This window comes from Rhodococcus sp. B50 (assembly GCF_013602415.1).
Lineage (GTDB): Bacteria > Actinomycetota > Actinomycetes > Mycobacteriales > Mycobacteriaceae > Rhodococcus.
On record NZ_WPAG02000002.1, the window covers coordinates 3,843,659 to 3,866,941 of the forward strand.

General features: G+C 66.2%; 27 protein-coding genes. 12 read left to right on the plus strand and 15 right to left on the minus strand.

Annotated features, from left to right (window positions below):
* Nucleotides 1-2 precede the first annotated feature (2 nt).
* Nucleotides 3-1,139, plus strand: a complete 1,137-nt coding sequence (locus GON09_RS18075; RefSeq protein ID WP_213932992.1) for an acyl-CoA dehydrogenase family protein — start codon at nt 3-5, stop codon at nt 1,137-1,139.
* 10 nt (nt 1,140-1,149) lie between these two features.
* Here the strand turns inward: GON09_RS18075 and GON09_RS18080 are convergent, their stop codons facing one another.
* From GON09_RS18080 to GON09_RS18135, 12 genes are all read right to left on the minus strand, one after another.
* A complete protein-coding gene (locus GON09_RS18080; RefSeq protein ID WP_213932993.1) occupies nt 1,150-1,443 on the minus strand; it encodes a gas vesicle protein K in 294 nt (97 codons plus the stop codon).
* Nucleotides 1,440-1,667 (minus strand): gas vesicle protein, encoded by a 228-nt coding sequence (locus GON09_RS18085; protein ID WP_213932994.1) that lies wholly within the window; start codon nt 1,665-1,667, stop codon nt 1,440-1,442. Before GON09_RS18085 ends, GON09_RS18080 begins: the two co-directional genes overlap by 4 nt.
* The gene (locus tag GON09_RS18090; protein ID WP_213932995.1) at nt 1,664-2,452 is read right to left on the minus strand and encodes a GvpL/GvpF family gas vesicle protein; all 789 of its coding nucleotides are present in this window, start codon (nt 2,450-2,452) and stop codon (nt 1,664-1,666) included. The genes GON09_RS18085 and GON09_RS18090 overlap by 4 nt, the downstream gene beginning before the upstream one ends.
* Nucleotides 2,445-2,831: a gas vesicle protein GvpJ gene (gene gvpJ, locus GON09_RS18095; protein ID WP_213932996.1), complete on the minus strand. Its 387-nt coding sequence runs from the start codon at nt 2,829-2,831 to the stop codon at nt 2,445-2,447. Before gvpJ (GON09_RS18095) ends, GON09_RS18090 begins: the two co-directional genes overlap by 8 nt.
* The gene (gene gvpO, locus GON09_RS18100) at nt 2,828-3,124 is read right to left on the minus strand and encodes a gas vesicle protein GvpO (protein WP_213932997.1); all 297 of its coding nucleotides are present in this window, start codon (nt 3,122-3,124) and stop codon (nt 2,828-2,830) included. Before gvpO ends, gvpJ (GON09_RS18095) begins: the two co-directional genes overlap by 4 nt.
* Before the next feature lie 4 nt (nt 3,125-3,128).
* The gene (locus GON09_RS18105; protein WP_213932998.1) at nt 3,129-3,383 is read right to left on the minus strand and encodes a gas vesicle protein GvpG; all 255 of its coding nucleotides are present in this window, start codon (nt 3,381-3,383) and stop codon (nt 3,129-3,131) included.
* A 3-nt stretch (nt 3,384-3,386) separates the two neighbouring features.
* Entirely contained in the window at nt 3,387-4,199 is an 813-nt protein-coding gene (locus GON09_RS18110; RefSeq protein ID WP_213932999.1) for a GvpL/GvpF family gas vesicle protein, read from the minus strand.
* Nucleotides 4,199-4,600, minus strand: a complete 402-nt coding sequence (gvpJ, locus tag GON09_RS18115) for a gas vesicle protein GvpJ (protein ID WP_213933000.1) — start codon at nt 4,598-4,600, stop codon at nt 4,199-4,201. The genes GON09_RS18110 and gvpJ (GON09_RS18115) overlap by 1 nt, the downstream gene beginning before the upstream one ends.
* Nucleotides 4,597-5,937, minus strand: a complete 1,341-nt coding sequence (locus GON09_RS18120; protein WP_213933001.1) for an SRPBCC family protein — start codon at nt 5,935-5,937, stop codon at nt 4,597-4,599. Before GON09_RS18120 ends, gvpJ (GON09_RS18115) begins: the two co-directional genes overlap by 4 nt.
* A 5-nt stretch (nt 5,938-5,942) precedes the next feature.
* Nucleotides 5,943-6,638: a hypothetical protein gene (locus GON09_RS18125; RefSeq protein WP_213933002.1), complete on the minus strand. Its 696-nt coding sequence runs from the start codon at nt 6,636-6,638 to the stop codon at nt 5,943-5,945.
* 296 nt (nt 6,639-6,934) lie between these two features.
* Nucleotides 6,935-7,462 (minus strand): TIGR04338 family metallohydrolase, encoded by a 528-nt coding sequence (locus GON09_RS18130; RefSeq protein WP_213933003.1) that lies wholly within the window; start codon nt 7,460-7,462, stop codon nt 6,935-6,937.
* Entirely contained in the window at nt 7,459-8,268 is an 810-nt protein-coding gene (locus GON09_RS18135; protein ID WP_213933004.1) for a DUF2786 domain-containing protein, read from the minus strand. Before GON09_RS18135 ends, GON09_RS18130 begins: the two co-directional genes overlap by 4 nt.
* Before the next feature lie 97 nt (nt 8,269-8,365).
* On the opposite strand from GON09_RS18135, the gene GON09_RS18140 reads away from it, so the two are divergent.
* From GON09_RS18140 to GON09_RS18170, 7 genes are all read left to right on the plus strand, one after another.
* Nucleotides 8,366-9,817: an alanine/glycine:cation symporter family protein gene (locus GON09_RS18140; protein WP_213933005.1), complete on the plus strand. Its 1,452-nt coding sequence runs from the start codon at nt 8,366-8,368 to the stop codon at nt 9,815-9,817.
* A 47-nt stretch (nt 9,818-9,864) separates the two neighbouring features.
* Nucleotides 9,865-10,938, plus strand: coding sequence for an ABC transporter ATP-binding protein (locus tag GON09_RS18145; RefSeq protein ID WP_213933006.1), 1,074 nt, complete (start codon nt 9,865-9,867; stop codon nt 10,936-10,938).
* Between the two features lie 157 nt (nt 10,939-11,095).
* Nucleotides 11,096-12,379 carry an ABC transporter substrate-binding protein gene (locus tag GON09_RS18150; protein WP_213933007.1) on the plus strand — a complete coding sequence of 428 codons (1,284 nt, stop codon included), beginning with the start codon at nt 11,096-11,098 and terminating at the stop codon, nt 12,377-12,379.
* Nucleotides 12,380-12,396: 17 nt separating this feature from the next.
* The gene (locus tag GON09_RS18155; RefSeq protein ID WP_213933008.1) at nt 12,397-13,470 is read left to right on the plus strand and encodes a carbohydrate ABC transporter permease; all 1,074 of its coding nucleotides are present in this window, start codon (nt 12,397-12,399) and stop codon (nt 13,468-13,470) included.
* Nucleotides 13,467-14,375, plus strand: a complete 909-nt coding sequence (locus tag GON09_RS18160) for a carbohydrate ABC transporter permease (RefSeq protein WP_244865554.1) — start codon at nt 13,467-13,469, stop codon at nt 14,373-14,375. The genes GON09_RS18155 and GON09_RS18160 overlap by 4 nt, the downstream gene beginning before the upstream one ends.
* The gene (locus tag GON09_RS18165; protein ID WP_213933009.1) at nt 14,372-14,563 is read left to right on the plus strand and encodes a hypothetical protein; all 192 of its coding nucleotides are present in this window, start codon (nt 14,372-14,374) and stop codon (nt 14,561-14,563) included. Before GON09_RS18160 ends, GON09_RS18165 begins: the two co-directional genes overlap by 4 nt.
* A gap of 99 nt (nt 14,564-14,662) precedes the next feature.
* Nucleotides 14,663-16,819, plus strand: coding sequence for a transglycosylase domain-containing protein (locus GON09_RS18170; protein WP_244865555.1), 2,157 nt, complete (start codon nt 14,663-14,665; stop codon nt 16,817-16,819).
* 99 nt (nt 16,820-16,918) lie between these two features.
* Here GON09_RS18170 and GON09_RS18175 read toward each other — a convergent pair whose 3' ends face one another.
* Complete coding sequence (locus GON09_RS18175; protein WP_307854408.1) at nt 16,919-17,506, minus strand: TetR/AcrR family transcriptional regulator; 588 nt, start codon at nt 17,504-17,506, stop codon at nt 16,919-16,921.
* A 79-nt stretch (nt 17,507-17,585) separates the two neighbouring features.
* Here GON09_RS18175 and GON09_RS18180 point away from each other — a divergent pair, with 79 nt between their 5' ends.
* Genes GON09_RS18180 through GON09_RS18190 form a run of 3 tightly spaced genes read left to right on the plus strand, consistent with a single transcriptional unit; the run spans nt 17,586 to nt 20,664 of the window.
* Nucleotides 17,586-18,818, plus strand: coding sequence for an acyl-CoA dehydrogenase family protein (locus GON09_RS18180; RefSeq protein ID WP_213933011.1), 1,233 nt, complete (start codon nt 17,586-17,588; stop codon nt 18,816-18,818).
* Between the two features lie 17 nt (nt 18,819-18,835).
* Nucleotides 18,836-19,909 carry a phosphotransferase family protein gene (locus tag GON09_RS18185; protein ID WP_213933012.1) on the plus strand — a complete coding sequence of 358 codons (1,074 nt, stop codon included), beginning with the start codon at nt 18,836-18,838 and terminating at the stop codon, nt 19,907-19,909.
* Complete coding sequence (locus GON09_RS18190; protein ID WP_213933013.1) at nt 19,906-20,664, plus strand: SDR family oxidoreductase; 759 nt, start codon at nt 19,906-19,908, stop codon at nt 20,662-20,664. The genes GON09_RS18185 and GON09_RS18190 overlap by 4 nt, the downstream gene beginning before the upstream one ends.
* A gap of 86 nt (nt 20,665-20,750) precedes the next feature.
* Here GON09_RS18190 and GON09_RS18195 read toward each other — a convergent pair whose 3' ends face one another.
* A complete protein-coding gene (locus GON09_RS18195; RefSeq protein ID WP_213933014.1) occupies nt 20,751-21,851 on the minus strand; it encodes an inositol-3-phosphate synthase in 1,101 nt (366 codons plus the stop codon).
* Entirely contained in the window at nt 21,844-22,401 is a 558-nt protein-coding gene (locus GON09_RS18200; RefSeq protein ID WP_016932952.1) for a PadR family transcriptional regulator, read from the minus strand. The genes GON09_RS18195 and GON09_RS18200 overlap by 8 nt, the downstream gene beginning before the upstream one ends.
* A 208-nt stretch (nt 22,402-22,609) precedes the next feature.
* On the opposite strand from GON09_RS18200, the gene GON09_RS18205 reads away from it, so the two are divergent.
* Nucleotides 22,610-23,032, plus strand: a complete 423-nt coding sequence (locus tag GON09_RS18205; protein ID WP_213933015.1) for a DUF5318 domain-containing protein — start codon at nt 22,610-22,612, stop codon at nt 23,030-23,032.
* Nucleotides 23,033-23,283: the final 251 nt, after the last annotated feature.

Genomic DNA, 23,283 nt, shown 5'->3' on the forward strand with positions numbered 1-23,283 from the left:
ACATGAATTTCGAACTCGACACCGAACAGGACATGCTCCGCGCGACCGTCCGCGACCTGCTCTCGGGCGCGTACGACGTCGAGTCGCGCAACCGGGTAGCCGAGAGCGACCTGGGATGGAACCGCGACGTGTGGAAGCAGCTCGCCGAACTCGGCGTGCTCGGCCTGCCCTTCGCGGAGGAGCACGGCGGTATGGGAGCCGGACCGGTGGAGGTCATGGCCGTCATGACCGAGATCGGTCGTGCCCTCGCACCCGAGCCCGTCCTCGACTGCGTCTACCTCCCAGGCCGGCTCGTCGCCGAGGTCGGCACCGACGCGCAGCGCTCCGACATCATCCCGCGACTGTCCGAGGGCACCGCGCTCCTCGCGTTCGCACACGACGAGCCGGGCAGCCGCTGGCCGCACACCGAGGTGGCCACCACCGCAGCGCGCGACGGCGACTCCTGGACGTTGTCCGGACGCAAGAACCCTGTGCTGCACGGTGATTGCGCCGACACACTGATCGTCTCCGCGAAGCTCCCGGAGGGCGGCATCGGCCTGTTCGTCGTCGACGCAGGAGCCGACGGTCTCACCCGCACGCCGTACCGCACCCACGACGAGCGTCGCGGTGCGCAGGTGGTGCTCGAGAACGTCGCGGCCACCTCGCTCGGCGAGGGGGCCGACGCGTCGACGGCGATCATCACAGCGCAGGTGCACGCGCAGGCGGCGCTGTGTGCCGAGACGGTCGGTGCACTCGACTCCTCGGTGCAGCTGACGACGAGCTACCTCAAGCAGCGCAAGCAGTTCGGTGTGCCGCTGTCGATGTTCCAGGCACTCACCCACCGTGCAGCCGACATGTACGTGCTGTACGAGCTGGCGTCGAGCATGAGCCTGTATGCGACGATGGCGCTCGCCGACGGCATCGTCGACCCGACCATCGCGTCGCGTGCCAAGCTGCAGGTCGGTCGGTCCGCACGCAAGATCGGCCAGGAGTCGGTGCAGATGCACGGCGGTATCGGCGTCACCGCCGAGCACTCCATCGGCCACTACCTGAGTCGCCTGACCGCGATCGAGCACACCCTCGGCACCATGGACGATCACCTTCGGGTGCTCGCCGGCGGTGTGAAGGACTACGAACTCGTGGAGATCGCCGGAATGTGACCGCTCGGGCTCACTCCCGGGGCAGCAGTGTCCCCAGCGGACCGAGATCGATATTGAGATCCTCGGGGGTGAGCCCGAAATGGTCGCGCAGCTCCGCCATGCGCTGCTCGAGCAGCATCAGCGTCGTTCCGAGGCGCTCGATCTGCTCATCGGTGAGATCCCCTGCGTCCACGCGGTGCAGTGCCTGGCGCTCCATGAGTTGCCGGAGCAGTTCGACCAGTGTGAGCACCAGGGTCACCAGGCCCCGTTCCACGGATTCGGGATCGGCGTCGATACGTGACGGGAAGCTCGCGGATTCGCTCACGTGCCCTCCCTCGCCCCTCGGGGCACCGGGGCGTCGATTCCCGGAACGGACAGGGTGCTGATCGACGAGATCAGTGCGCGCAACGAGATCCGCACGAGATCGATGTCAGCGATCGACAATGTGATGTCGCCGGTGATGACCACTCCCCCGGACAGCACTCGATCCAGCAGATCGATCAGTGCGATCCGCCGCTCCTCGTCCACCGACCCGTCGGCATACCTCACGGTGATATCCGTTCTGCTCCGGCGAACGAATAGGGGGGCCACGGGCCACTCATCTCGAGACGTATTCCCGGAAACCGCGACCCGAGTTCCTCTACTACGGAGCGGAATTCGTCGGCCCGATCGTCGTCGACGAGATACGTCCCGTTGAGCAGCATCCATTCGTGGCTTCCGCTCAGCGCCGGATCGGTCGGTGCGCCACGGCGGCCCGCCGCGGATGTCCGCAGCAGCCGATCGTGGATCTCGTCCGCACGCGCGGCAGCGTCGCGTTCCACGCTCTCCTGCGCGGCCAGTTGGGCGCGGCGTCGGAGCAGATAGGCCGTGCCGCTTCCGGAACCTGCTTTGCCCGCGTCGGATTCGGCAACGGCCGCGGTCAGCGTCTTTCGGTCCGCGAACGCCTTGACACCCCACTCGGTGCGTCCCGTGACGAGGGTGAGCGCCGACGAGAACTGCTCCCTGTGCTCGGCCAGGAGGGCGCGCACTCGTGCGTCGTCGAGACATACGGTCGCGAGTCGGAGCGGTACGACCGATACGTGCCGCGCCAGATCGGCGACAACCGAATCATGGGCACGCGCCACCTTTTCCAGCCAGTCCAGGTCCTCCAGATTGCGGGCCAGCGCGGCCTCGCCGAAGTCGTCCAGAGGTACCGTCCCGACCACGGCGGTCAATCCCCCTTCGTGCACCGTGCGGACCTGTTCGCCGGCCACACCGGAGGCGGCCTCGGTCTCGTCACCGGCGAGCGTTCCGTCGGTCACGGCGTACATCCACACGCCGGTCGTATCAGTCACGGTCCTCCTCGTCCACGATCTCCGCCGGTTCCGCTTCCGTGGCCGCCTCGAGCGCGGCCAGCCGCTCGCGCAGTTGCCGGTTCTCCAACTCGAGTTCCGCCCGGCTCGAATCGACCTCGGGTGTGCGTGGTTTGCTCGTCAACCACGGATCGCTCTCCCACCAGTCGATTCCGACGGCCTTGGCCGTCTCGAGCGAGGCGATGACGAGGCGGAGTTTGATGGTGAGTAGCTCGATGTCGAGCAGGTTCACCTGGATGTCGCCGGCGATCACCAATCCCTTGTCGAGGACTCTTTCGAGGATGTCGCCGAGATTGGTCGATCGTCCGCCGCCCCCGTAGGGTTGCGGCGACGACGTGCCGCCTCCACCCACGACCGTCATGTCCCGGCCCTCGCGCCGATATCGCTGCTCCCGCGTCCGTAGCGCCGGGTTCGCCGATACGCGAGCAGCTCACCGTCCAGATCGATCTCCACCTCGTAGAGCGCGAGCATGTCGGCCGACGAGGGTATCCGCCTGTCCTCCACGACTTCCACCTCGACGACCCATCCGTCCTCGGTGGGTTCTATGGAGGTGACACCCTGAGCTTCCTTCGAGGTCAGCTCCTTCAGGTGGGTGAGGGCCGCCGATGCGGCCTCGGCCGCCGAGATCGCGGGCGGACCGGTATCTCTCGCCACGGAATCACCCCTTTCCCTCGCCGGGAGCGGATCCACCGCGGGAGATCATCCGGTTGAGCACGGCCTGCTGCGCCTCGTCCTTCTCCTCGGGCGTCAGTTCGCCGGCTTCCGCCGCCTCCTCGATCTGCTCGAGTTCGCGTCGTACGTTGGCCGGATCGTGCAGCTGCTGTTCGACCTGCTCCTGGATGATCTCTCCGAGCCACATCACGCCCTTCACCGGAGCGAGAGGCAACGTGAACAGGGATGACAACAGTCCCATGCGTCACCCCTCCTCTCCCGGCTCCGATTTCGCCACGAAGTCGTAGGCCGCCATCGGTCCGATCAACGAGATGTCCACTCGGCCTTCCCATTCCTGTCCCAGCTCTCGGAGAATCCGCTCGAGTTCGTCCTGCCGCTCGAGCTCGACGAGGATGGCGATGTGGACTGCGTCCTGCTCGTGCGTGGGTTGCCGTTCGTTGACCATCGGGTCGAGAGAGGACAAAGCCTCGACCGTGCGACGCGTGTCCTCGTTCCGCTTGGCTTCGATCGTCGCGTTGATGATCTCCCCGAGTGCCATCCGGGCCTCGCGGGTTGCATCCTCGGACTGTCCCCGGATCTGTTCCCGCAACTGTGCGGCGTCGGAGTTCTCTTCGAGAATCTCCTGGAGGATCGACCTCTCGTCGTACCGCCCCTTCACGACGAACTGGGCGAGACCCTCGAGTTGCTCCAACGCCGAGGCGAGTTCGTCCTCGTGCCCCTCGAGCAACTCCTCGGCCACCGCATCTCGGTCGGTGAGGACAGCACCGAATCTGAGCGGCAGGACCGGTGCGACGGCCACGGTCCCGTCGAGCAGTGCGGCATGTGCCTTGAGGTCATCCGGTGTGCCCAGTGCCCGGTCGGTCGGAATCTCGCTCACCAGAGCGGCGATACCTCCGGAGCGGACGACCGAGATCTGCGCGGGTGGATTGCCCACGCCCTCCGCGTGATCTTCCGGTTCCACATCCGACGGCACGATTCCGTACACGTATATCGCAGTGGTCGTGACGGTTTCGTCGTTGCCATCCTGATCGGATCGTTCGGTCTGTTCGGTGGACATCAATCATCACCCCTGCGTGATCGCCGAGCAGGCTGCCGTTGTTCCTGCACGTCCCCGAGAAACTCGCTGACCTTCTCCCCCGCAGCCTCGAGTGCTCCCTTCGTCTTGTGTTTCGATCCGCCCGACGTGATGTCGCCGACGAGATCCGGCAGACCTTTCGGCTCGTTGTCGGAGATCTCCAGCCGGTTGACCGCTTCCGCGAACCGCAGATATGTGTCGACACTGGCGACGACGACGCGGGCGTCGATGGTGAGCAGTTCGATACCGACGAGTGAGACTCGCACGAATGCGTCGATGACGAGTCCCTTGTCCAGGATCGTGTCGATGACGTCGGCGAGGCCGGACGAGTTGGGGCGGGCCATGCCACCCCCGCCGCCGCCTCCTGCAGGTTGGATGGTCATGAGCGGGATCCTCTCGAGCGTGCCGAACGCGTACCGGTGGACTTCGTCGCCCGGGCACGTTTGGCGGGAGCACGTTTCCGAGGCGGCTCGGGTTCGTCCTCTTCTTCGTCGGGCTCTTCGTCGGTCGCCTCGTCCTCCTCATCGGGATATTCGTCCTCGAGGTCCTCCTCGTCCTCCTCCTCGTCCCGGAGGTCCTCGTCGTCCGGTGACTCCTCGTCCTCTTCCTCGCCTTCACCCTCCTCGAAATCTTCGTCCTCGTCGCGCATTCCGTCCTCGTCGCCGGAGGTGTCGGCGTCCTCTTCTTCACCGGTTCCGGCGGTGTCCTCCTCGGTGTCCTCGCCGAAGTCCTCCTCGGTGTCCTCGCCGGTCTCCTCCTGTTCCCGTTCCTCTTCCTCTCTGCGTGCCGTCTCGTCGTCCTTGACGACTTCGCTGTCGCGAATCTCTCCGTGCCAGCCCATGATGTCGTCGGGATGCAGCACGGCTTCGGTCATGACGTGGCGCCGGAAGTGCTTCAGTTCCAGGCGGGACCGGCGACCCACCGCCCGCCACAGGTTCGCGGTGCGCTCGAACAGGCCCCTTGGGTGATACTCGAGCACCAGGAGGATCCGGGTGAGATCCGGTGTGAGTTCGTGGAAGGTCACCGCGCCGTCGATGTAACCCTTGCCGCCCTTGGAACGCCACACGATCCGTTCGAACGGCACCTGCTCGAGGATTGTGGATTCCCAGTTGCGACGCGACCAGAAGACCTTGCCGGTCCATTGGAGTTTCTCGTCCTGGACCTGTTCGACCTGTTCGACCTTCTTCATGAACTTCGGCCAGTCGGCGAACTGGGTCCACAGATCGTAGGCGAGGTCGATCGGCACTCCCACGTCGATGCTCTCGACGATGTTGGTGAGCTTGAGCTTCTTGCCGCCCCCGCCCTTGCCTCCGCCCCCGCCGGTGACGGCCTCCTTCACGTCCTGGAACTTGTCCTTCGCGGTGTTCTTCAGGTTCTCGAACCCCGAACTCGCCGCCGCCTTCAGCGGCGAATCGCCCTGAGCAAGCTTGTCGACACCCGTCAGCGCACTGGCCAGATTTCCGCCCTTGCCCTCGGAGTAATCCTGTAATCGTCCCGCCGTGCCGGTGACCCTGTCCGACAGACTCGACAACGCATTCTGCGCGACGGTTCCCGCGAGGCCCTGCAACGATTGCTGCAGACCACCGGTCAGTCCGCCCGTGGCCTTCCCCGCCGTGTCCGTGGCGGTGCGGCCGGCCTTACCGGCGGTATCGGTCGCGGTCTTCCCGGCCTTGCCTACCGCGTCGGTGATTCCGCCGGACACATCACTCAACCTGGCCATCGCTCTCACCGCTTCGTTCGACGTACGGGCGCACGACCGGAGGACGACGCACTGCTACGCGCTGCGCGTTTGCGCGGCTTGGGGGTGGCCTCTTCCGAATCGTCCGACTCTTCGCTGTCGGATGTCTTCTTACTGCGAGAGGCCCGCGGACGGGATGTGGCGCGGCGCCGCGGAGCGGGGCGCTCGGGTTCCGATTCCTCCTCGTCGCCCGAATCCTCCGCATCCTCCGCGCCCGAGTCCTCCTCGTCGGCACCCTCTTCGTCCGTCTCGTCGTAATCCGGTTCCTCGTCGCGAGTTCTGCTGCGGCGACTCCTGCCGCCGCGACTTTCTTCCCCATCGCGTGATTCGTCGTATTCGTCTTCGTATTCCGCGTCCTCGGGTTCCTCGTCCGCTCCGCCCCCGGCGCCGCTGGAGCGCGCCTGCAGACGCTCGTTGAGGGCATCGATGCGGTGGCTGGCCGCGGTCACGGCTGCGGCACGCGCGGCGTGCATGAGTTCTCCGCGAACGGATTCGGTGATCTTGTTGATCTCGGGAGACGAACCGAGCATCGAGGCGCTTCGCTGCAGGAGTTCCTGCGGGTTGCTGGGTAGTTTGCCGGTGACTCCGGCACCAGCGAGCATCATGGCCAACCGCATCTTCTTGGTTCGGCCCAGGAAATATCCGATGCCCACACCGAGGGCGACTCGTGCTCCGGGTTTCATCACCGTTCTCCTTCATCTGCCGCGCGTCGTGTAGGCGTGCTCGGAAGGTGGCCGGAAGGTCTCGGTACGGTACGCAGCCGACGCGTGTATTTATGTGATGCAAACCACAGTACGTCACTCGGGACCGTGATTCGCACGCTTCACCGCCATGTGGATCCGGGCAGGTGACGAGGGCCGGTAAAGTACCAATCAGTATGTTCTGCAGCAGGATACGACTGTTGCTACATATTCGGCTCGCGCAGTGTGCTGTTCCAAAAGAACAGTTCTCGTACCGGCAATGAATTCGGAAACGGGATCTATCGGCCCGGCCCGGCCGGAGCGGTGATTCCCGTGGCCTGTAACGCGAATGCCGCTTCCGGGCCGATGATTTCGCCGACGAGGGTGAGGAAGCGGTCGACGAAGGCCGGACCGTGGGCGCCCTCGGTGGCGTCGTCCGGATCCTGTGGATCGAGATGGTGCGCGAGTTCGTGCAGCACGACCATCTCGCGGAACGCCCACGCGGTGTTCACGCGGTGCTCGGGAAGGGCGATCGTCGCGCAATCGCGTTCGTAGTGCGCCGCCGCGTTGCCGGCCCGGGCCCGCACGCGCACGGGCACGGCGGCGCGCTCCCACCGCATGCGCACCCAGTCGAGGCCGAGCACGGCATCGATGTAGTCCTGGACCGAGGCGATGGAGGCGAATCGTCTCTCGACCGGAAGTGTGACGTGGGAGCCGGCGATCTCGACGGTCCTCAGGCCTCGTTCGTCGGCGCGATCGAGCATCTTTCGTACGATCGACTCCGATTCGTACACAGCGGTTCTGCGGGTATCGCGCACCTTGGTCACCGTTCCAGTTTCCTCGAAGCCGACGGCAGTTCGGGTGCCGTTCCCAGTCGTGCCGCCCGTCCGGCGCGGTCGCCCGCGCGCTGAGCGTCGGCCGAGCGCGCCGACGGTGCCCGGTTGCCCCGCCAACTGCCCCGCGCCTGCGACGTGCTGCTGTAGAAGTCGTGGAGTTCCAGACTCTTCCCACGCAACACCAACGCCGTGCCCGGCGCGGATGTTTCCGCCTCGCGTTCGATCTCCTGCTTCGCCTCGGTCAGCCTGGCGCCGATCCGGGCAGCGAACGCCGACTGGAAGTTCAGCCGGGCGGTCACCGCGGCAACGGGTTTGCGCACGCGTGTGCGCACACGTCGGCCGCCGCGCTCCTCGACGACGGTGCGCACCGTGCTCTCCGCCCGGTAGGTGCCCTCACGCAGATACGCGTCGGACGCCCGGACCATCTGCACCAGGAGGGAGGAGTACAGGGCCTCGCAGACGTCGATGTCGTCGGCGAAGCCGTAGGCGTAGATGACAGTGGAGTTCGCGGTGATGTCGCACTGCACATCGTTGGCCGCGGCGATCGCGATGAACAACTGTGCGTAGGTACGCAGTCCCTTCTTACCCGTCTCACCGATGGTGATCAGTCGCTGGACGGGGGTTGCACGGCGTTCCTTCGCCGCGGTGTGGCTGCGCGCGACCGCCAGATCGATCGAGGCGGACGTCGCGAGTCGCTGTGCTGCGGCGAGGAAGGCGTCGGCCTCGTGAGGGTTGTCGGTGGACTCCGCCTGGCGGAGCAACCCGCCGATACGGCTCAACATCTTGTCCGAACTCACCCAGCGAGCGTAGAGCCTGGCACCGACTCCGCCCACGAGACCGGGAACACGGGCGAAATTCCTGCGAAACCACCCATGACCGACCAAGATCGTGCAGATGGACTCTGCGGTCGATTTCGTCACCGATGTCAACGACACCTTCTGGTACGCGGTGATCGCACTGCTCGTCGGCTCCGGCCTGTACTACACGGTGCGCTCACGGTTCATCCAGATTCGCCTCGTGCCGGACATGGTGCGCTCCGTGGCCGAGAAACCGACGACGATGCCCGACGGTGAGAAGGGAATCTCGCCCTTCCGGGCGTTCTCGGTGTCTGCGGCCTCGCGTGTGGGCACCGGCAACGTGGCGGGTGTCGCGATCGCCATCAGCCTCGGCGGACCGGGCGCGGTGTTCTGGATGTGGGCGATGGCGTTGATCGGCGCGGCCACCGCATTCCTCGAGTCCACCCTCGCCCAGTTGTACAAGGTGCGCGACAAGGATTCCTTCCGCGGCGGGCCCGCCTACTACATGCAGTACGGGCTCGGGAAGCGATGGATGGGCATGATCTTCGCGGTGATCATCACGATCACCTACGGCTTCGTGTTCAACGCGGTGCAGACCAATTCCATCGTCGATGCGGTGTCGAGTTCCGTGGGAGAGAAGTCCATGGGGTTGCAGGTGGGTGTCGGTCTCGTCGTCGCGGTCCTCGTGGCCGTGGTGATCTTCGGCGGAATCCGCCGCATCTCCGGGGTGTCGCAGGTGCTGGTGCCGATCCTGGCGATCGCCTATCTCGTGATCGGCGTCATCGTCGTGATCCTCAACATCGGAGAGGTTCCCGCGATGTTCCGGTTGATCGTCGAGAACGCGTTCGGTCTCGAGGAGATCGTCGGTGGAGGCTTCGCCGCAGCCTTCATGAACGGCATCCGCCGCGGGTTGTTCTCCAACGAGGCGGGCATGGGTTCGGCGCCGAATGCCGGTGCCACCGCAGCTGTTTCGCACCCGGTGAAGCAGGGTCTGGTCCAGAGCCTCGGTGTCTACTTCGACACCCTGCTCGTGTGTTCGATCACCGCGTTCATCATCCTGCTGTCCGATCCCGAGTTCGGCAGCGGTCTCGAGGGCGCGGCCCTGACGCAGAACGCGCTCGCCCTGCAACTCGGCGACTGGACGGTCCACTTCCTCGCGGTGCTGATCTTCTTCCTCGCGTTCACCTCGGTGATCGGCAACTACTACTACAGCGAATCCAACATGGAGTTCCTCACCGGATCGCGCCGCATCCTCCCCTATCTCCGGTCGGCGGTCGTGGTGTGCGTCTTCCTCGGGGCCATCGGATCGCTCCCCCTCGTGTGGGCACTGGCCGACCTCGCCATGGGGATCATGGCCACCGTGAACCTCATCGCGCTGATCCCGCTGTCGGGTATCGCGTACGCGCTGTTCCACCACTACTCCGCGCAGCGCAAGCAGGGACGCGACCCGGTCTTCCACGCGGGCGACGTACCCGGGGTGCGCGGAATCCAGGTGTGGACGGACGAGGACCTCGCGCCGGTCGACCGTGATGCGGGCAGAACACGGTAGATTCCCCTACCGCACGAGCGTGTTCCGCTTCGGAAAGGATCTGCGAGATGGCGTCGGTGACCTTCGACAAGGCCACATGCCTGTTCCCCGGCTCGAGTACGCCCGCGGTCGACGCGCTCGACCTCGAGATCGAGGACGGTGAGTTCCTCGTCCTGGTCGGGCCGTCGGGCTGCGGCAAGTCGACCTCGCTGCGCATGCTCGCCGGCCTCGAGGAGGTGCACAGCGGGCGCATCCTCATCGGCGACAACGACGTCACCGGGCAGGATCCGAAGGAACGCGACATCGCGATGGTGTTCCAGAACTACGCGCTGTACCCGCACATGTCGGTCGCCGAGAACATGGGCTTCGCGCTCAAGCTCGCCAAGACGCCCAAGAACGAGATCCGCGAGCGGGTCGTCGAGGTCGCGAAGATGCTCGACCTCGAGCAGTTCCTCGACCGCAAGCCCAAGGCGCTGTCCGGTGGTCAGCGTCAGCGCGTGGCGATGGGTCGTGCCATCGTCCGCCAGCCGCAGGTCTTCCTCATGGACGAACCGCTGTCGAACCTCGACGCCAAGCTCCGCGTCCAGACCCGCACGCAGATCGCGCAGCTGCAGCGCCGGCTCGGCACCACCACCGTCTACGTCACCCACGACCAGGTCGAGGCCAAGACGATGGGCGATCGCGTCGCGGTGCTCGAGAAGGGCATCCTGCAGCAGTGCGCGTCACCGCGCGTGCTCTACAACAAGCCCGCGAACGTCTTCGTCGCCGGTTTCATGGGCTCGCCCGCCATGAACCTCTTCCGCCTCCCCGTGTTCGACCGTGGCGCGCTGCTCGGCGACACGCACGTCCCGATCCCGCGCGACGTGGTCGGACAGGTCACCGAGAAGGAGGTCGTGCTCGGCATCCGCCCCGAACACCTCGAGATCTCGAACGAGGGTCTGGCCATGGACGTCGACGTCGTCGAGGAACTCGGCTCGGAGGCCTATGTCTACGGCCGGGCCGACGTCGGCGGAATCGTGCAGCAGATCGTCGCGCGCAGCGACTGGCGTAATCCCCCACAGAAGGGCGACCGGCTGTACCTGCGCTTCGACCCCGAGCAGGTACACGTCTTCGGAACGTCGGACGGGAAGCGGATCGGCTGATCACCGCTCCGGAATCGGTCGATGGAGTCGACACTCGACCGATTCAGGATGGGCGGAATGCCGACTTTTACCGGTGGTGCGTGCCACAGTAGTGGCCGGTGTCGGTGCACCTGGGTCACCGACGTGTGTTTTTCGACCTCGAAATGGGGAGTTGTTGATGGTTCTGAATACGAAGGCGATGCGGAGGGCTGCGATCGCCGCAACGGCCGCGACCGCGCTCGTTCTCGCCGGTTGCTCGTCGGACAACGGTGGCGACGACACCTCGACCGGCGGCGAGGGCACCGCTGCTTCCGGTGAGGGCCGCGGCCCGATCACGATCGTCGAGGGGCAGGATCCCCTGAACACGGCGCTCGAGAGCATCATCGCCGACTGGAACGCCGAGCATCCCGACGAGCAGGTGACGTTCAAGCCGCTCGCCAAGGAGGCCAACGACCAGTACGCCGACATCGCCCAGCGGATGCAGGCCAAGAGCGACGAGTACGACCTCATCGCCGTCGACGTCACCAACACGGCGGAGTTCGCTGCGAACGGCTGGCTGCTCCCCCTCGAGGACGACCTGGCGATCGACACCGAGGGCGTGCTGCCCGCCACCGTCGAGTCGGGCACCTACAACGGCACCCTGTACGCCGCGCCGAAGAACACCAACGGCGCGTTCCTCTACTACCGCACCGATCTTGTCGACCAGGCACCCGCGACCTGGGACGACCTGAAGGCCGAGTGCCCGAAGGCCGAGGAGGCGGGCATCGCCTGCTACATCGGTCAGTTCAAGAACTACGAGGGCCTGACGGTCAACGTCACCGAGATCGTCAATGCCTTCGGCGGCTCCTTCGTCTCCGAGGACGGCCTGACCCCGGCCGTCGACGACAAGACGGCCGAGGGCCTGCAGTTCATCGTCGACAACTTCGAGGACGGCATCATTCCGGCCGCCGCCCAGACCTACACCGAGGGTGAGTCGCAGACCGCCTTCGGTAACGGTGAGGCGCTGTTCCTGCGCACGTGGCCCGGCTTCTACACCGACGGTGAGACGTCGTCGGTCGCCGGTAACTACGGCATCGCCGTCCTGCCCGGCGTCGACGGCCCCGGCGTCTCGACGCTCGGGGGGTACAACGTCGGCATCAGCGCGTTCTCGGATGCTCCCGCCACCGCGCGCGACTTCCTCGAATTCATGCAGACCCGCCAGTCGCAGATGTACTACGCGGAGGCGGGTGGCGCCCCGGTTCTCGCCGAGGTCTACGACGACGCGTCGATCCTCGAGCAGTACCCCTACTTCTCGACGCTGAAGGAAGCCCTCGAGGCGGCCGAGCCGCGTCCGGCGTCGCCGTACTACTCGGCCGTGTCGAAGGCGATCGCCGACAACGCCTACGCTGCGATCCGTGGCGAGAAGACCGTCCAGCAGGCGCTGGACGACACCGAGGCCGGCATCGAGACCGCCGGCAACTGATGCTCTAGGAGCAGTACATGGCTGACCCGCAGGTCGACAATCCCGCGGATCCGCCACACGCCTCCGCGGTCGGGACCGTGTCCGGTCCCGACCGCGGACGTGTCGGCGGACGTCACCGCGTGCCCGCACCTCCCGCCGCGGAGGTGAAGACGCGTCGCAAGATCCCGGTCTGGATGTTCGTCGCACCGTCGATGCTCGTCCTCGCCGTGATCATCCTGTACCCGCTCGGCCGAGCGGTGTGGATGTCGCTGCACGGTGACGCGAAGCGGCTCGATCCCGAAACCGGGCGGTTCGTCACCGGCGGCTTCGTCGGGATCGAGAACTACACGCGCTGGATCACCCAGACCTGCGGTACCGCCACCGGTTCGATTCCCTGCCCTCCGGGCACCCTCGGCTCGCAGTTCTGGCAGTCGATCTTCAACACCTTCTTCTTCACCGTCGTGACGGTCTCGCTCGAGACGGTGATCGGTTTCGCGATGGCGGTCGTGATGGCCAAGTCGTTCCGGGGTCGCGGTCTGCTGCGCGCCTCGGTGCTCGTACCGTGGGCGATCCCCACCGCCGTCACCGCCAAGCTGTGGTTCTTCATCTTCGCCAACGACGGTGCCGCCAACAAGCTGCTCGGCACCGACTACCTGTGGACCGCCGATCCGTGGCCCGCCCGGTTCGCGATCATCGTCGCCGACGTCTGGAAGACGGCGCCCTTCATGGCGCTGCTCATCCTCGCCGGACTGCAGATGATCCCGCAGGACGTCTACGAGGCGGCGAAGGTCGACGGCGCCAACGCCTGGCAGCGGTTCAAGATGATCACCCTTCCGCTGGTGAAGCCCGCCCTCATGGTGGCGATCCTGTTCCGCACCATGGACGCGCTGCGCATGTACGACCTGCCCGCGATCATGATGGGTTCGAATCCCGCGACGTCGACGATCTCGGTGCTCGTCGTCGACCAGATGCGTCAGGGCGCGAACTCCGCTTCCGCCCTGTCCACGATCACCTTCCTGCTCATCTTCGCCGTCGCCTTCGTGCTGGTGCGGTTCCTCGGTGCCAATGCGGTGAGTACGCAGGAGAAGCAGCGCAAGGGGGAAGTCGTATGACCGTCACCACCGAGATACCCCGCAGCCGACCCGAACCGGAGCCGGCGCCGGTACAGACCCGCACGGTGCCGCTCAAGCGCAGGCTGAGCACGGTCGGCACCTATGTGGGTGTCGCGCTGATCGTCGTGTGGGGCCTGGCTCCCTGCTACTGGATGGTCGTCACGGCACTGCGCGACCCGTCGGAGACGTTCAGCACGACCCTGTGGCCGTCGAACCCGACCCTGCAGAACTTCGCCGACGCGCTCGACCCCGACGCGAAGGTCAACTTCTCCCGGGCGCTGCTCAACAGCGTGATCATCGCCGGCGCCACCACGGCGGTCGCGCTGCTGCTGGGCGTGTTCACCGCCTACGCACTGTCGCGGTTCGACTTCCGGGGCAAGTACTTCGTCACCGGCATCATCCTCGGTGCGTCGATGTTCCCCGTCGTCGCGCTCGTGACGCCGCTGTTCCAGTTGTTCACCGACATCGGCTGGATCGGCAAGTACCAGGCGCTGATCATCCCGAACATCTCGTTCGTGCTGCCGCTGACCATCTACACGCTCACCTCGTTCTTCTCGGAACTGCCGTGGGAACTCGAGGAGGCCGCCCGGATGGACGGTGCGACGCGGGGGCAGGCCTTCCGTCTGGTCATGCTGCCGCTCGCCGCCCCCGCCCTGTTCACCACAGCGATCCTCGCCTTCATCGCGACCGTCAACGAGTATCTGCTGATGTCGCAGCTGTCGAGCGAGAGCACGGCTCCGGTGACGGTCGCGATGGCACGATTCACCGGCACCGATCCGTACGTCACCCCGTACGCGTCGATCATGGCCGGCGGCACCCTCGTCATGGTGCCGCTCGTGGTGATGGTGCTGATCTTCCAGCGGCGCATCATCTCGGGTCTGACCGCGGGTGGCGTCAAGTCGTGAGGAAGGTTCCGCGCCGGAACCGACTCGAGATGCTGCTCGGCCTCCTCACGGTGTTCACGGTGATGGCCGTGATCGCAGCAGTCGCCGAGCTGACGTCGCCGCAACCCGGCGTCGTGCCGTCTCTCGTGCTGCTCGCATTCGTCGTGATGTGGGGGTTCGTGTTCCGCGCGTGGCGCCGATCGGGATGATCACTCGGGTGACGTGAGAAGGAGCACCGAACCGGTGTTCCGGAGGCGTCCTGCGGTCGTTTCCGTACCATACGGTGGGCGGGAGACCTTCCCGCTCGGATGTCCGGTACGGAGAAAGTGGAACGAGTGACGAGCCCCAAAAGGTCGACCTCCTCGCGTGCCGCTGCGGCCGCAGCGAAGAAGAGCAGGGGACGCATCGTCCGCTACGCCGTACTCGTCGCGTTCGTTCTCGCCGTGCTCGTACCGCTCGGCGTCTTCGCCGGCGCGTACTACTCGGCGGACGTGCCGACTCCATCGGACATGAAGACGAACCAGCTCGCTCGGGTCTACGCGGCCGACGACGCCACCGAGATCACCCGGGTGGTCCCGCCGGAGGGCAACCGTCTCGAGGTCGGGATCGCGCAGATCCCCGAACATGTCCGCAACGCCGTGCTGTCGGCGGAGGACCGCAACTTCTACAGCAACCCGGGCTTCTCGATCACCGGTTTCGCTCGTGCGGCCCGCGACAACGTCATGGGCAAGGACACCGCCGGTGGTGGTTCCACGATCACCCAGCAGTACGTCAAGAACGTGCTCGTCGGCGCTGATCGCACGCTCGAACGCAAGATGCGCGAACTTGTCATCTCCACCAAGATGGCGCGGCAGTGGTCGAAGGACGAAATCCTCGAGGCGTATCTCAACACCATCTACTTCGGACGCGGCGCCTACGGCATCGGCGCGGCGTCCCAGGCCTACTTCGGCAAACCGGTCGAGGAACTGACGGTCTCCGAGGGTGCCGTCCTGGCCGGGGTCATCCGGACGCCGTCCTCGCTCGACCCCGAGTACAACCTCCCGGCGATCGAAGAGCGCTGGAACTACGTGCTCGACGGCATGGTCGACATGGACGTCCTCGACCCGTCCGAGCGGTCGGCCCAGGTGTTCCCCCCGACGGTGCCGGCGAACACTCTCGTGCTGGCCACCGAGGCGACGGGACCGGAAGGCCACATCCGCACTCAGGTGCTGCGCGAGCTGTCGGCGGCGGGGATCAGCGAACAGACTCTCAACACCGAGGGCCTGCGCATCACCACCACCATCGACCCGAGGGCACAGCAGGCGGCGATCGACGCAGCCCGGTCCACACTGTCCGGGGAACCCGGGGAATTGCGCACCGCGGTGGTCTCGGTCGACCCCCGCTCGGGGGCCGTGCGCGCCTATTACGGCGGTGAGGACGGCGCCGGCTTCGACTTCGCGCAGGCACCCGTCCAGACCGGTTCGGCGTTCAAGGTGTTCGGCCTGCTCGCCGCGCTCGACGACGGGATCGGCCTGAACGCGCGCTTCGACAGTTCGCCGCTGACGGTGGGCAACGTCCGCATCGGCAATGTCGAAGGCGAGTCGTGCGGGCGATGCACGATCGCCGAGGCGCTCAAGCGGTCGCTGAACACGAGCTTCTACCGGCTCATGATGTCGATGTCGAACGGCCCGCAGAAGATCGCCGACGCCGCGCACGCGGCGGGTATTCCGAAGACGATTCCCGGCGTCGAGGGGCAGACCTTGAGCGAGAACGGTGGGTCTCCCGAAGGAGGCATCGTCCTCGGTCAGTACCAGTCCCGGGTGATCGACATGGCGTCGGCGTACGCGACGATCGCCGCGTCCGGTGTCTTCCACGAGCCGTACTTCGTGCAGAAGGTCGTGACGGCCGACGGGGTCGTGCTCCTCGAACGCCCGCCCTCACCCGGTGAGCAGCGTTTCGACGCCGCGGTCGCGGACAACGCGACCCAGGCCATGATGCCGATCGCCGCGTATTCGCGCGGGCATGCGCTCGCCGGTGGCCGGCCGTCGGCCGCGAAGACCGGCACCACGCAGCTCGGCGACACCGGTCTGAACAAGGACGCCTGGATGGTCGGGTACACGCCGTCGCTGTCGACGGCCGTGTGGATGGGCACCCCCGATGCCGGGCCGATCACCAACAGCTGGGGTGGGTCGATCTACGGCTCCGGTCTGCCCTCGGACATCTGGAAGGGAACGATGGACGGCGCCCTCGAGGGCACGCCGGTCGAGAGTTTCCCGTGGCCGGCGCCGATCGGTGGTCAGGCGGGCGTCCCGAAGGACACCGGTGTCGAGATCACCACTCCGCCACCGCCGCCGACCTTCCAGCTCCCCGACCTGTCGAACCTGCCGCCGATCACGATTCCTGCGCCGCCGGTCGATCTCCCCGTCCCGGTGCCGTCGCAGATCGAGGTGTTCCCCGGCGTCACGATCCAGATCCCCGGTTTGTAGACAAGTACTTCACCCGTTCACCGAGGGGGAGGATGTGTGCGCTTTCCCGGCCGGGGACGCACACAACCTCCCCTTCGTTCTCGACGAGCTACTCCGGGACTACGGCCCGGCCAGCACCGTCGGTAACAGCGCGGCCGAATAGTCCACGATCTCGTCGACGCTCGGGGTCCCGTCGCGGAACCGGTCGATCGCCAGCGACTCCACGAGCGCCCACCACGCCCGCAGTCGCATGCGGGTCACGGGGGTGTCGTCGCAGGCCAGCGCCGTGACGACCCGCTCGACCATGGTGTCGCGCATGGAGTCGTGGATATCGCGGATCTGGGGGTCGGATCCGACACCGCTGTGGAAGAAGGCTTGATAGTTGTCGCCGTGGCGGTCGATGAACGAGACGAACGGGTGCAGCACGGCCCGGAGCGGATCCTGCTCGTCCGGGTCGGGATCCGCTGCGCGGAGCAGCCGGCGTGACGCGGCGCCGACGACGGCGACGTAGAAGTCCTGCTTGGTAGGGAAGTAACGGAACAGCAGGCCGCGGGAGATGCCGGCGATCTCGGCGACGCGGTCGATGGACAGGGCGTGGATGGGCCGGGTCGACAGTTCCTGCAGTCCGATCGCCACGAGTTGCCGGCGACGTTCCTCCGGCGGCAGACGACGCCGACCTTTGGGTGCCTCTTGTCGCGGAGTACTCACACCGATAGCCTAACTGAGCATCGCTCAGTTACGACCGCCCGACCGGGCAGTTCCCGGTCGACTCGACGGAAGGCACCCGATGGATTTCGCACAGTCCGAACGCAGTCGCGACTATCTCGACCGCCTGCGGGCGTTCATCGCCACCGAGGTCGCTCCTGTCGAGGAGCGACTGCGGGCAGCGCGACGCGCGGCGGGTGAAGGACGACGTGATATCGACGCCGCCGAGAGGTGGGCCGTCTCACCCGAATTCCGTGAGCTGCAGCGCAAGGCCCGCGCCGAAGGCCTGTGGAACCTTTTCCTGCCCGACGCCGAACTCGGCGCCGGATTGTCGAACGTCGAATACGCCCCGCTCGCCGAGGAAATGGGCCGCTCGCAGTTCGCCTCCGCGGTGTTCAACTGCGACGCGCCCGACACCGGCAACATGGAGGTGCTCTACCACTACGGCAGCGCCGCGCAGAAGGAGCAGTGGCTCCGGCCCCTGCTCGACGGCGAGATCCGCTCGGCCTTCTGCATGACCGAACCGGAGGTCGCCTCGTCGGACGCGACGAACATGGCCGCGACCGCCGTGGTCGAGGGTGACGAGATCGTGCTCGACGGACGCAAGTGGTGGAGCACCGGCGTCGGCCACCCCGACTGCAAGGTCCTCATCTTCATGGGTCTGACCGATCCGGAAGCTCACAAGTACCAACGACATTCGATGGTTCTGGTGCCCATCGACACGCCGGGTGTCAAGGTCGAGCGCATGCTCCCGACAATGGGCTTCTTCGACGAGCCCAGCGGCCACGGCGAGGTGTCCTTCACCGGCGTGCGGTTGCCTGTCGATGCCGTCATCGCCGGTCCCGGAAGGGGATTCGAGATCGCTCAGGGACGGCTCGGACCCGGACGCATCCATCACTGTATGCGCCTGGTCGGACTCGCCGAACACACTCTCGAACTCGCGTGCCGCCGCGGTCTCGAACGCACCGCCTTCGGCAAGCCGATCATCAACCTCGGTGGCAACCGTGAACGCATCGCCGACGCCCGTATCGCGATCAACCAGCTGCGACTGCTGGTCCTGCACGCGGCATGGCTGCTCGACACGAAGGGTCTGGCCGGGGCGCGCTCGGCGGTCTCGGAGATCAAGGTGGCCGCACCGCGCGTCACCCAGCAGATCGTCGATTTCGCCATCCAGATCCACGGCGGCGGCGGGCTCTCCGACGACTTCCCCCTGGCCGGTGCGTGGACGGCGGCGCGAGCGTTGCGTCTCGCCGACGGGCCCGACGAGGTGCACCAGGGGCTCGTCGCCCGGTTCGAGCTCGGCAAGTACGCGTGAGACGGGAGATTCCGACGATGACCGCACTTCCCGACAACGCCCGCGCCGTGCGCGACGAGGACGCCTTCGACGTCGACGCGGTCGCTGCCTGGCTCGATGCGAAGGCCGTCATCCGAGGAGTACCGGAAGTTCGCCAGTTCTCCGGCGGCGCATCCAATCTCACCTATCTGCTGCGTTATCCGGACCGCGATCTCGTGCTGCGTCGCCCGCCGGCGGGGGCGAAGCCGTCGTCGGGGCACGACATGGCACGCGAGTACCGCATCCAGGCGATGCTCGCACCGGTCTACCCGTACGTGCCCACCATGGTGGGCCTGTGCACCGATCACGGTGTGCTCGGCAGCGACTTCTACGTCATGGACCGGGTTCCCGGCACCATCCTGCGGACGAATCCGCCCACGAACCTCGACCTCACCGAAGCGGACACCCGCACACTGTGCCTGCGCATCGTCGACCTGCTCGTCGAACTGCACGGCATCGATCCGGAGTCCGCGGGACTGTCCGAACTGGGTCGCGGTTCCGGTTACGTCGCACGGCAGGTCGCAGGCTGGACCGGCCGTTACGCCAAGGCCCGCACCGACAACGTCCCCGACTTCGCCCGTGTCACCGAATGGTTGGCGGCGCGGCAGCCCGAGGACGTCGCGCAGACCGTGATCCACGGCGACTTCCGGCTCGACAACATCGTTCTCGACGAGAACGACCCGCTGAAGCCGGTCGCGGTGCTCGACTGGGAACTGGCCACCATCGGCGACCCCCTGATGGATCTCGGATCGTCGCTCGCCTACTGGGTGCAGGCCGACGACGACGACATGCTGCTGCTGACGAAGCGGCAGCCGTCCGACCTGCCGGGCATGCTCACCCGGCAGGAGATCGTCGAATATTATTCCGAGCGAACCGGATTGCCGGTGGACGGCTGGGGCTTCTACGAGGTGTTCGGTCTGTTTCGGCTCGCCGTCATCGCCCAGCAGATCTACTACCGCTATCATCACGGCCATACCACCAATCCCGCCTTCAAGGACTTCTGGATCGTGGTCGGCTATCTCGAATCCCGTTGCAGTGCATTGATCGATCGTCACGAAAAGGAGAGCCGATGAGTCGCCCGCAGCGACGGAACATCCTCATCACCGGTGCGAGTTCCGGACTCGGTGCCGGTATGGCGCGTGAATTCGCCGCACGGGGACGCAATCTGGCGCTCGCCGCCCGGCGCGTCGAGCGACTCGCGGAACTACGCTCGGAACTGCTCGCCGCGTATCCGGGTATCACCGTGAGTGTGCGTGCCCTCGACGTCGACCGGCACGACGACGTGTTCACCGTCTTCCGCGAGTTCGACGACGAGCTCGGCGGTCTCGACCGGGTGATCGTCAATGCCGGTCTCGGCAAGGGGCAGCCCCTCGGTACCGGTTACTTCCGTGCCAATGCGCAGACCGCGAACACCAACTTCCTCGGTGCATTGGCGCAAAGCGAAGCGGCCCTCGAGCTCATGCGACCCCGTGGGCGTGGGCACGTCGTCCTCATCTCGTCCATGAGCGCGGTGCGGGGCATGCCGCGCAACCTGACGACCTATGCCGCGTCGAAGGCCGCAGTCGCCTCGCTCGGTGAGGGAATGCGGGCCGATCTCGCGGATACCGACATCTCGGTGAGCACGATCTTCCCGGGATACATCAGGTCGGAGATCAACGAGAAGGTGAAGAAGGTCCCGTTCATCGTCGACACCGAAACCGGTTGCCGTGCACTGACTGCTGCGATCGAGAAGGAGCCCGCCAAGGCATATGTGCCGGGCTGGCCGTGGATTCCGCTCGGCTACGCCATGAAGGTGCTGCCGCTGTCGGTGATCCGGAAGATGGCCTAGACGGGTCGGAACCCGCCCGGCGACAACGACGAAGGCCGCACCCCCGGGGGTGCGGCCTTCGTCGGAAATCGTGCCGGAGAACGGCTTTACGCGTCGGCTCCGATGATGAACGCCTCGAGTTCGGCGCGCGCCGTGTCGTCGGCCATCTGGACCGGCGGGGACTTCATCAGGTAGGCCGAAGCCGGGAGGATCGGGCCACCGATGCCGCGGTCCTTGGCGATCTTCGCTGCGCGGATGGCGTCGATGATGATGCCGGCGGAGTTCGGGGAGTCCCACACCTCGAGCTTGTACTCGAGATTGAGCGGGGCGTCACCGAAGGCGCGACCCTCGAGGCGGACGTACGCCCACTTGCGGTCGTCGAGCCACTGCACGTAGTCGGAGGGACCGATGTGCACGTCGCGGTCGTGGACCTTGCCGGCCAGCGGACCGTTGAGGTTCGAGGTGACGGCCTGGGTCTTGGAAACCTTCTTGGACTCGAGACGCTCGCGTTCGAGCATGTTCTTGAAGTCCATGTTGCCGCCGACGTTGAGCTGGTACGTGCGGTCGAGCACGACGCCGCGATCCTCGAACAGCTTGGCCATCACGCGGTGGGTGATGGTGGCACCGACCTGCGACTTGATGTCGTCGCCGACGATCGGGACACCGGCGTCGGTGAACTTCTGTGCCCACTCGGGGTCGGAGGCGATGAAGACGGGGAGAGCATTGACGAAGGCGACACCGGCGTCGATGCAGCACTGCGCGTAGAACTTGTCGGCCTCTTCGGATCCGACGGGCAGGTAGGAGACGAGAACGTCGACCTGCGCGTCCTTGAGAGCCTGGACGACGTCGACGGGCTCGGCGTCGGAGACCTCGATGGTCTCGGAGTAGTACTTGCCGATGCCGTCGAGCGTGTGACCGCGCTGGACGGGCACGCCGAGCGGCGGCACGTCGGCGATCTTGATGGTGTTGTTCTCGCTCGCAAGGATCGCCTCGGAGAGGTCGAAGCCGACCTTCTTGGCATCCACATCGAACGCGGCGACGAACTTGACGTCGCGCACGTGGTAGCGACCGAATTCGACGTGCATCAGGCCGGGGACGGTGGTCTCGGCGTCCGCATCCTTGTAGTACTCGACGCCCTGGACCAGGGAGGAGGCACAGTTCCCCACGCCCACAATGGCCACGCGCACCGCGGTGCTGTTCTCACCCATGGTCGGGTTCTCCTTCTTTGTTGCGTGCTGCTGACGACTGCTCGGCGGCGATGAGTTCGTTGAGCCAGCGCACTTCGCGCTCACTCGACTCGAGGCCGAGCTGATGGAGCTGACGGGTGTAACGATCGAGAGTGCCGCTGGCCCGTCCGATCGCATCGCGGAGCGCTTCTCTGCGCTCCTCGACCTGGCGGCGCCTGCCTTCGAGAATTCGCATCCGCGCTTCGGCGGGAGTGCGACCGAAGAAGGCGAGGTGCACGCCGAATCCGTCATCGGTGTAGTTCTGCGGTCCCGTGTCGGCGACCAGCTCTGTGAAGCGTTCTCGCCCCTTGGGGGTGAGCTGGTAGACGCGACGTGCACGTCGCTTCACGGGACCGGGAGTTCCCGAATCCTCTTCGATGAGGCCGTCCGCCTGCATCCTCCGCAGGGTCGGATAGAGCGACCCGTAGGAGAAGGCACGGAAGGCACCGAGGAGCCCGGTCAGACGCTTGCGCAGCTCGTAGCCGTGCATGGGCGACTCGAGGAGGAGCCCGAGTATCGCCAGTTCCAGCACGGGTCACCTCCTGTTTCCGTCCGAACCAACCGATTGATACGACGCAGAACTATATCGCGCCGATATATACGACGATACGCCGCGGGCGATATATGTCACGCGCGGTGCCGGAGAACCGGGTATGTGTCGGATCGAACGGGCACATCGTCTGCACCCGGTGGGCCACTCCGCGCCCACCGCCGTGGCACCCGCACGTACTCTGGAAGCCGTGCGAATTCAGCGGCAGGTGGTGGACTACGCGTTGCAGCGACGCTCGCTGCTCGCGGAGGTCTACTCGGGGCGGCGCGGAGTCAGCGAGGTCTGCGACGCGAGCCCCTATCTGCTGCGGGCGGCGAAATTCCACGGACGGGGCAGCGATGTGGTGTGCCCCATCTGCCGTAAGGAGCAGTTGACCCTCGTCTCGTGGGTCTTCGGCGACAAGCTCGGTCCGGTGTCCGGGTCGGCGCGCACTCCCGAGGAGCTGGTGCGTCTGGCCGCCAGCCAGGAGGAATTCTCGGTCCACGTGGTCGAGGTGTGCCGTACCTGTAGCTGGAACCATCTGGTGCAGTCGTACGTCCTGGGCTCGCAACCTGCCCCCAAGAGCCCGCGTCGCCGGTCGACGGGATCGAGCCGTCGTACCGCCAGCGAGTGAAGGGGCACCGGCGACGTGCCCGTACGCTTTCCTGTGGAGTTCGCTCCTGGGTCCGACCCGCACGACCTGATCGTCGCGTCGTCCGCTGCGCACATCGTCGAACGGTTGCCGTCCACCGGCGTCGTCGATCGGCTATCCGTGGAGCAGTGTCGAGGCCGCGGCGTGATGCGTCGCGAGAACAGTTGGAGATGAGTACGTGAGTTCCCCCGACAACGAACCCGAGGACAACAAGGCCGTTCCGCCCCAGCGCG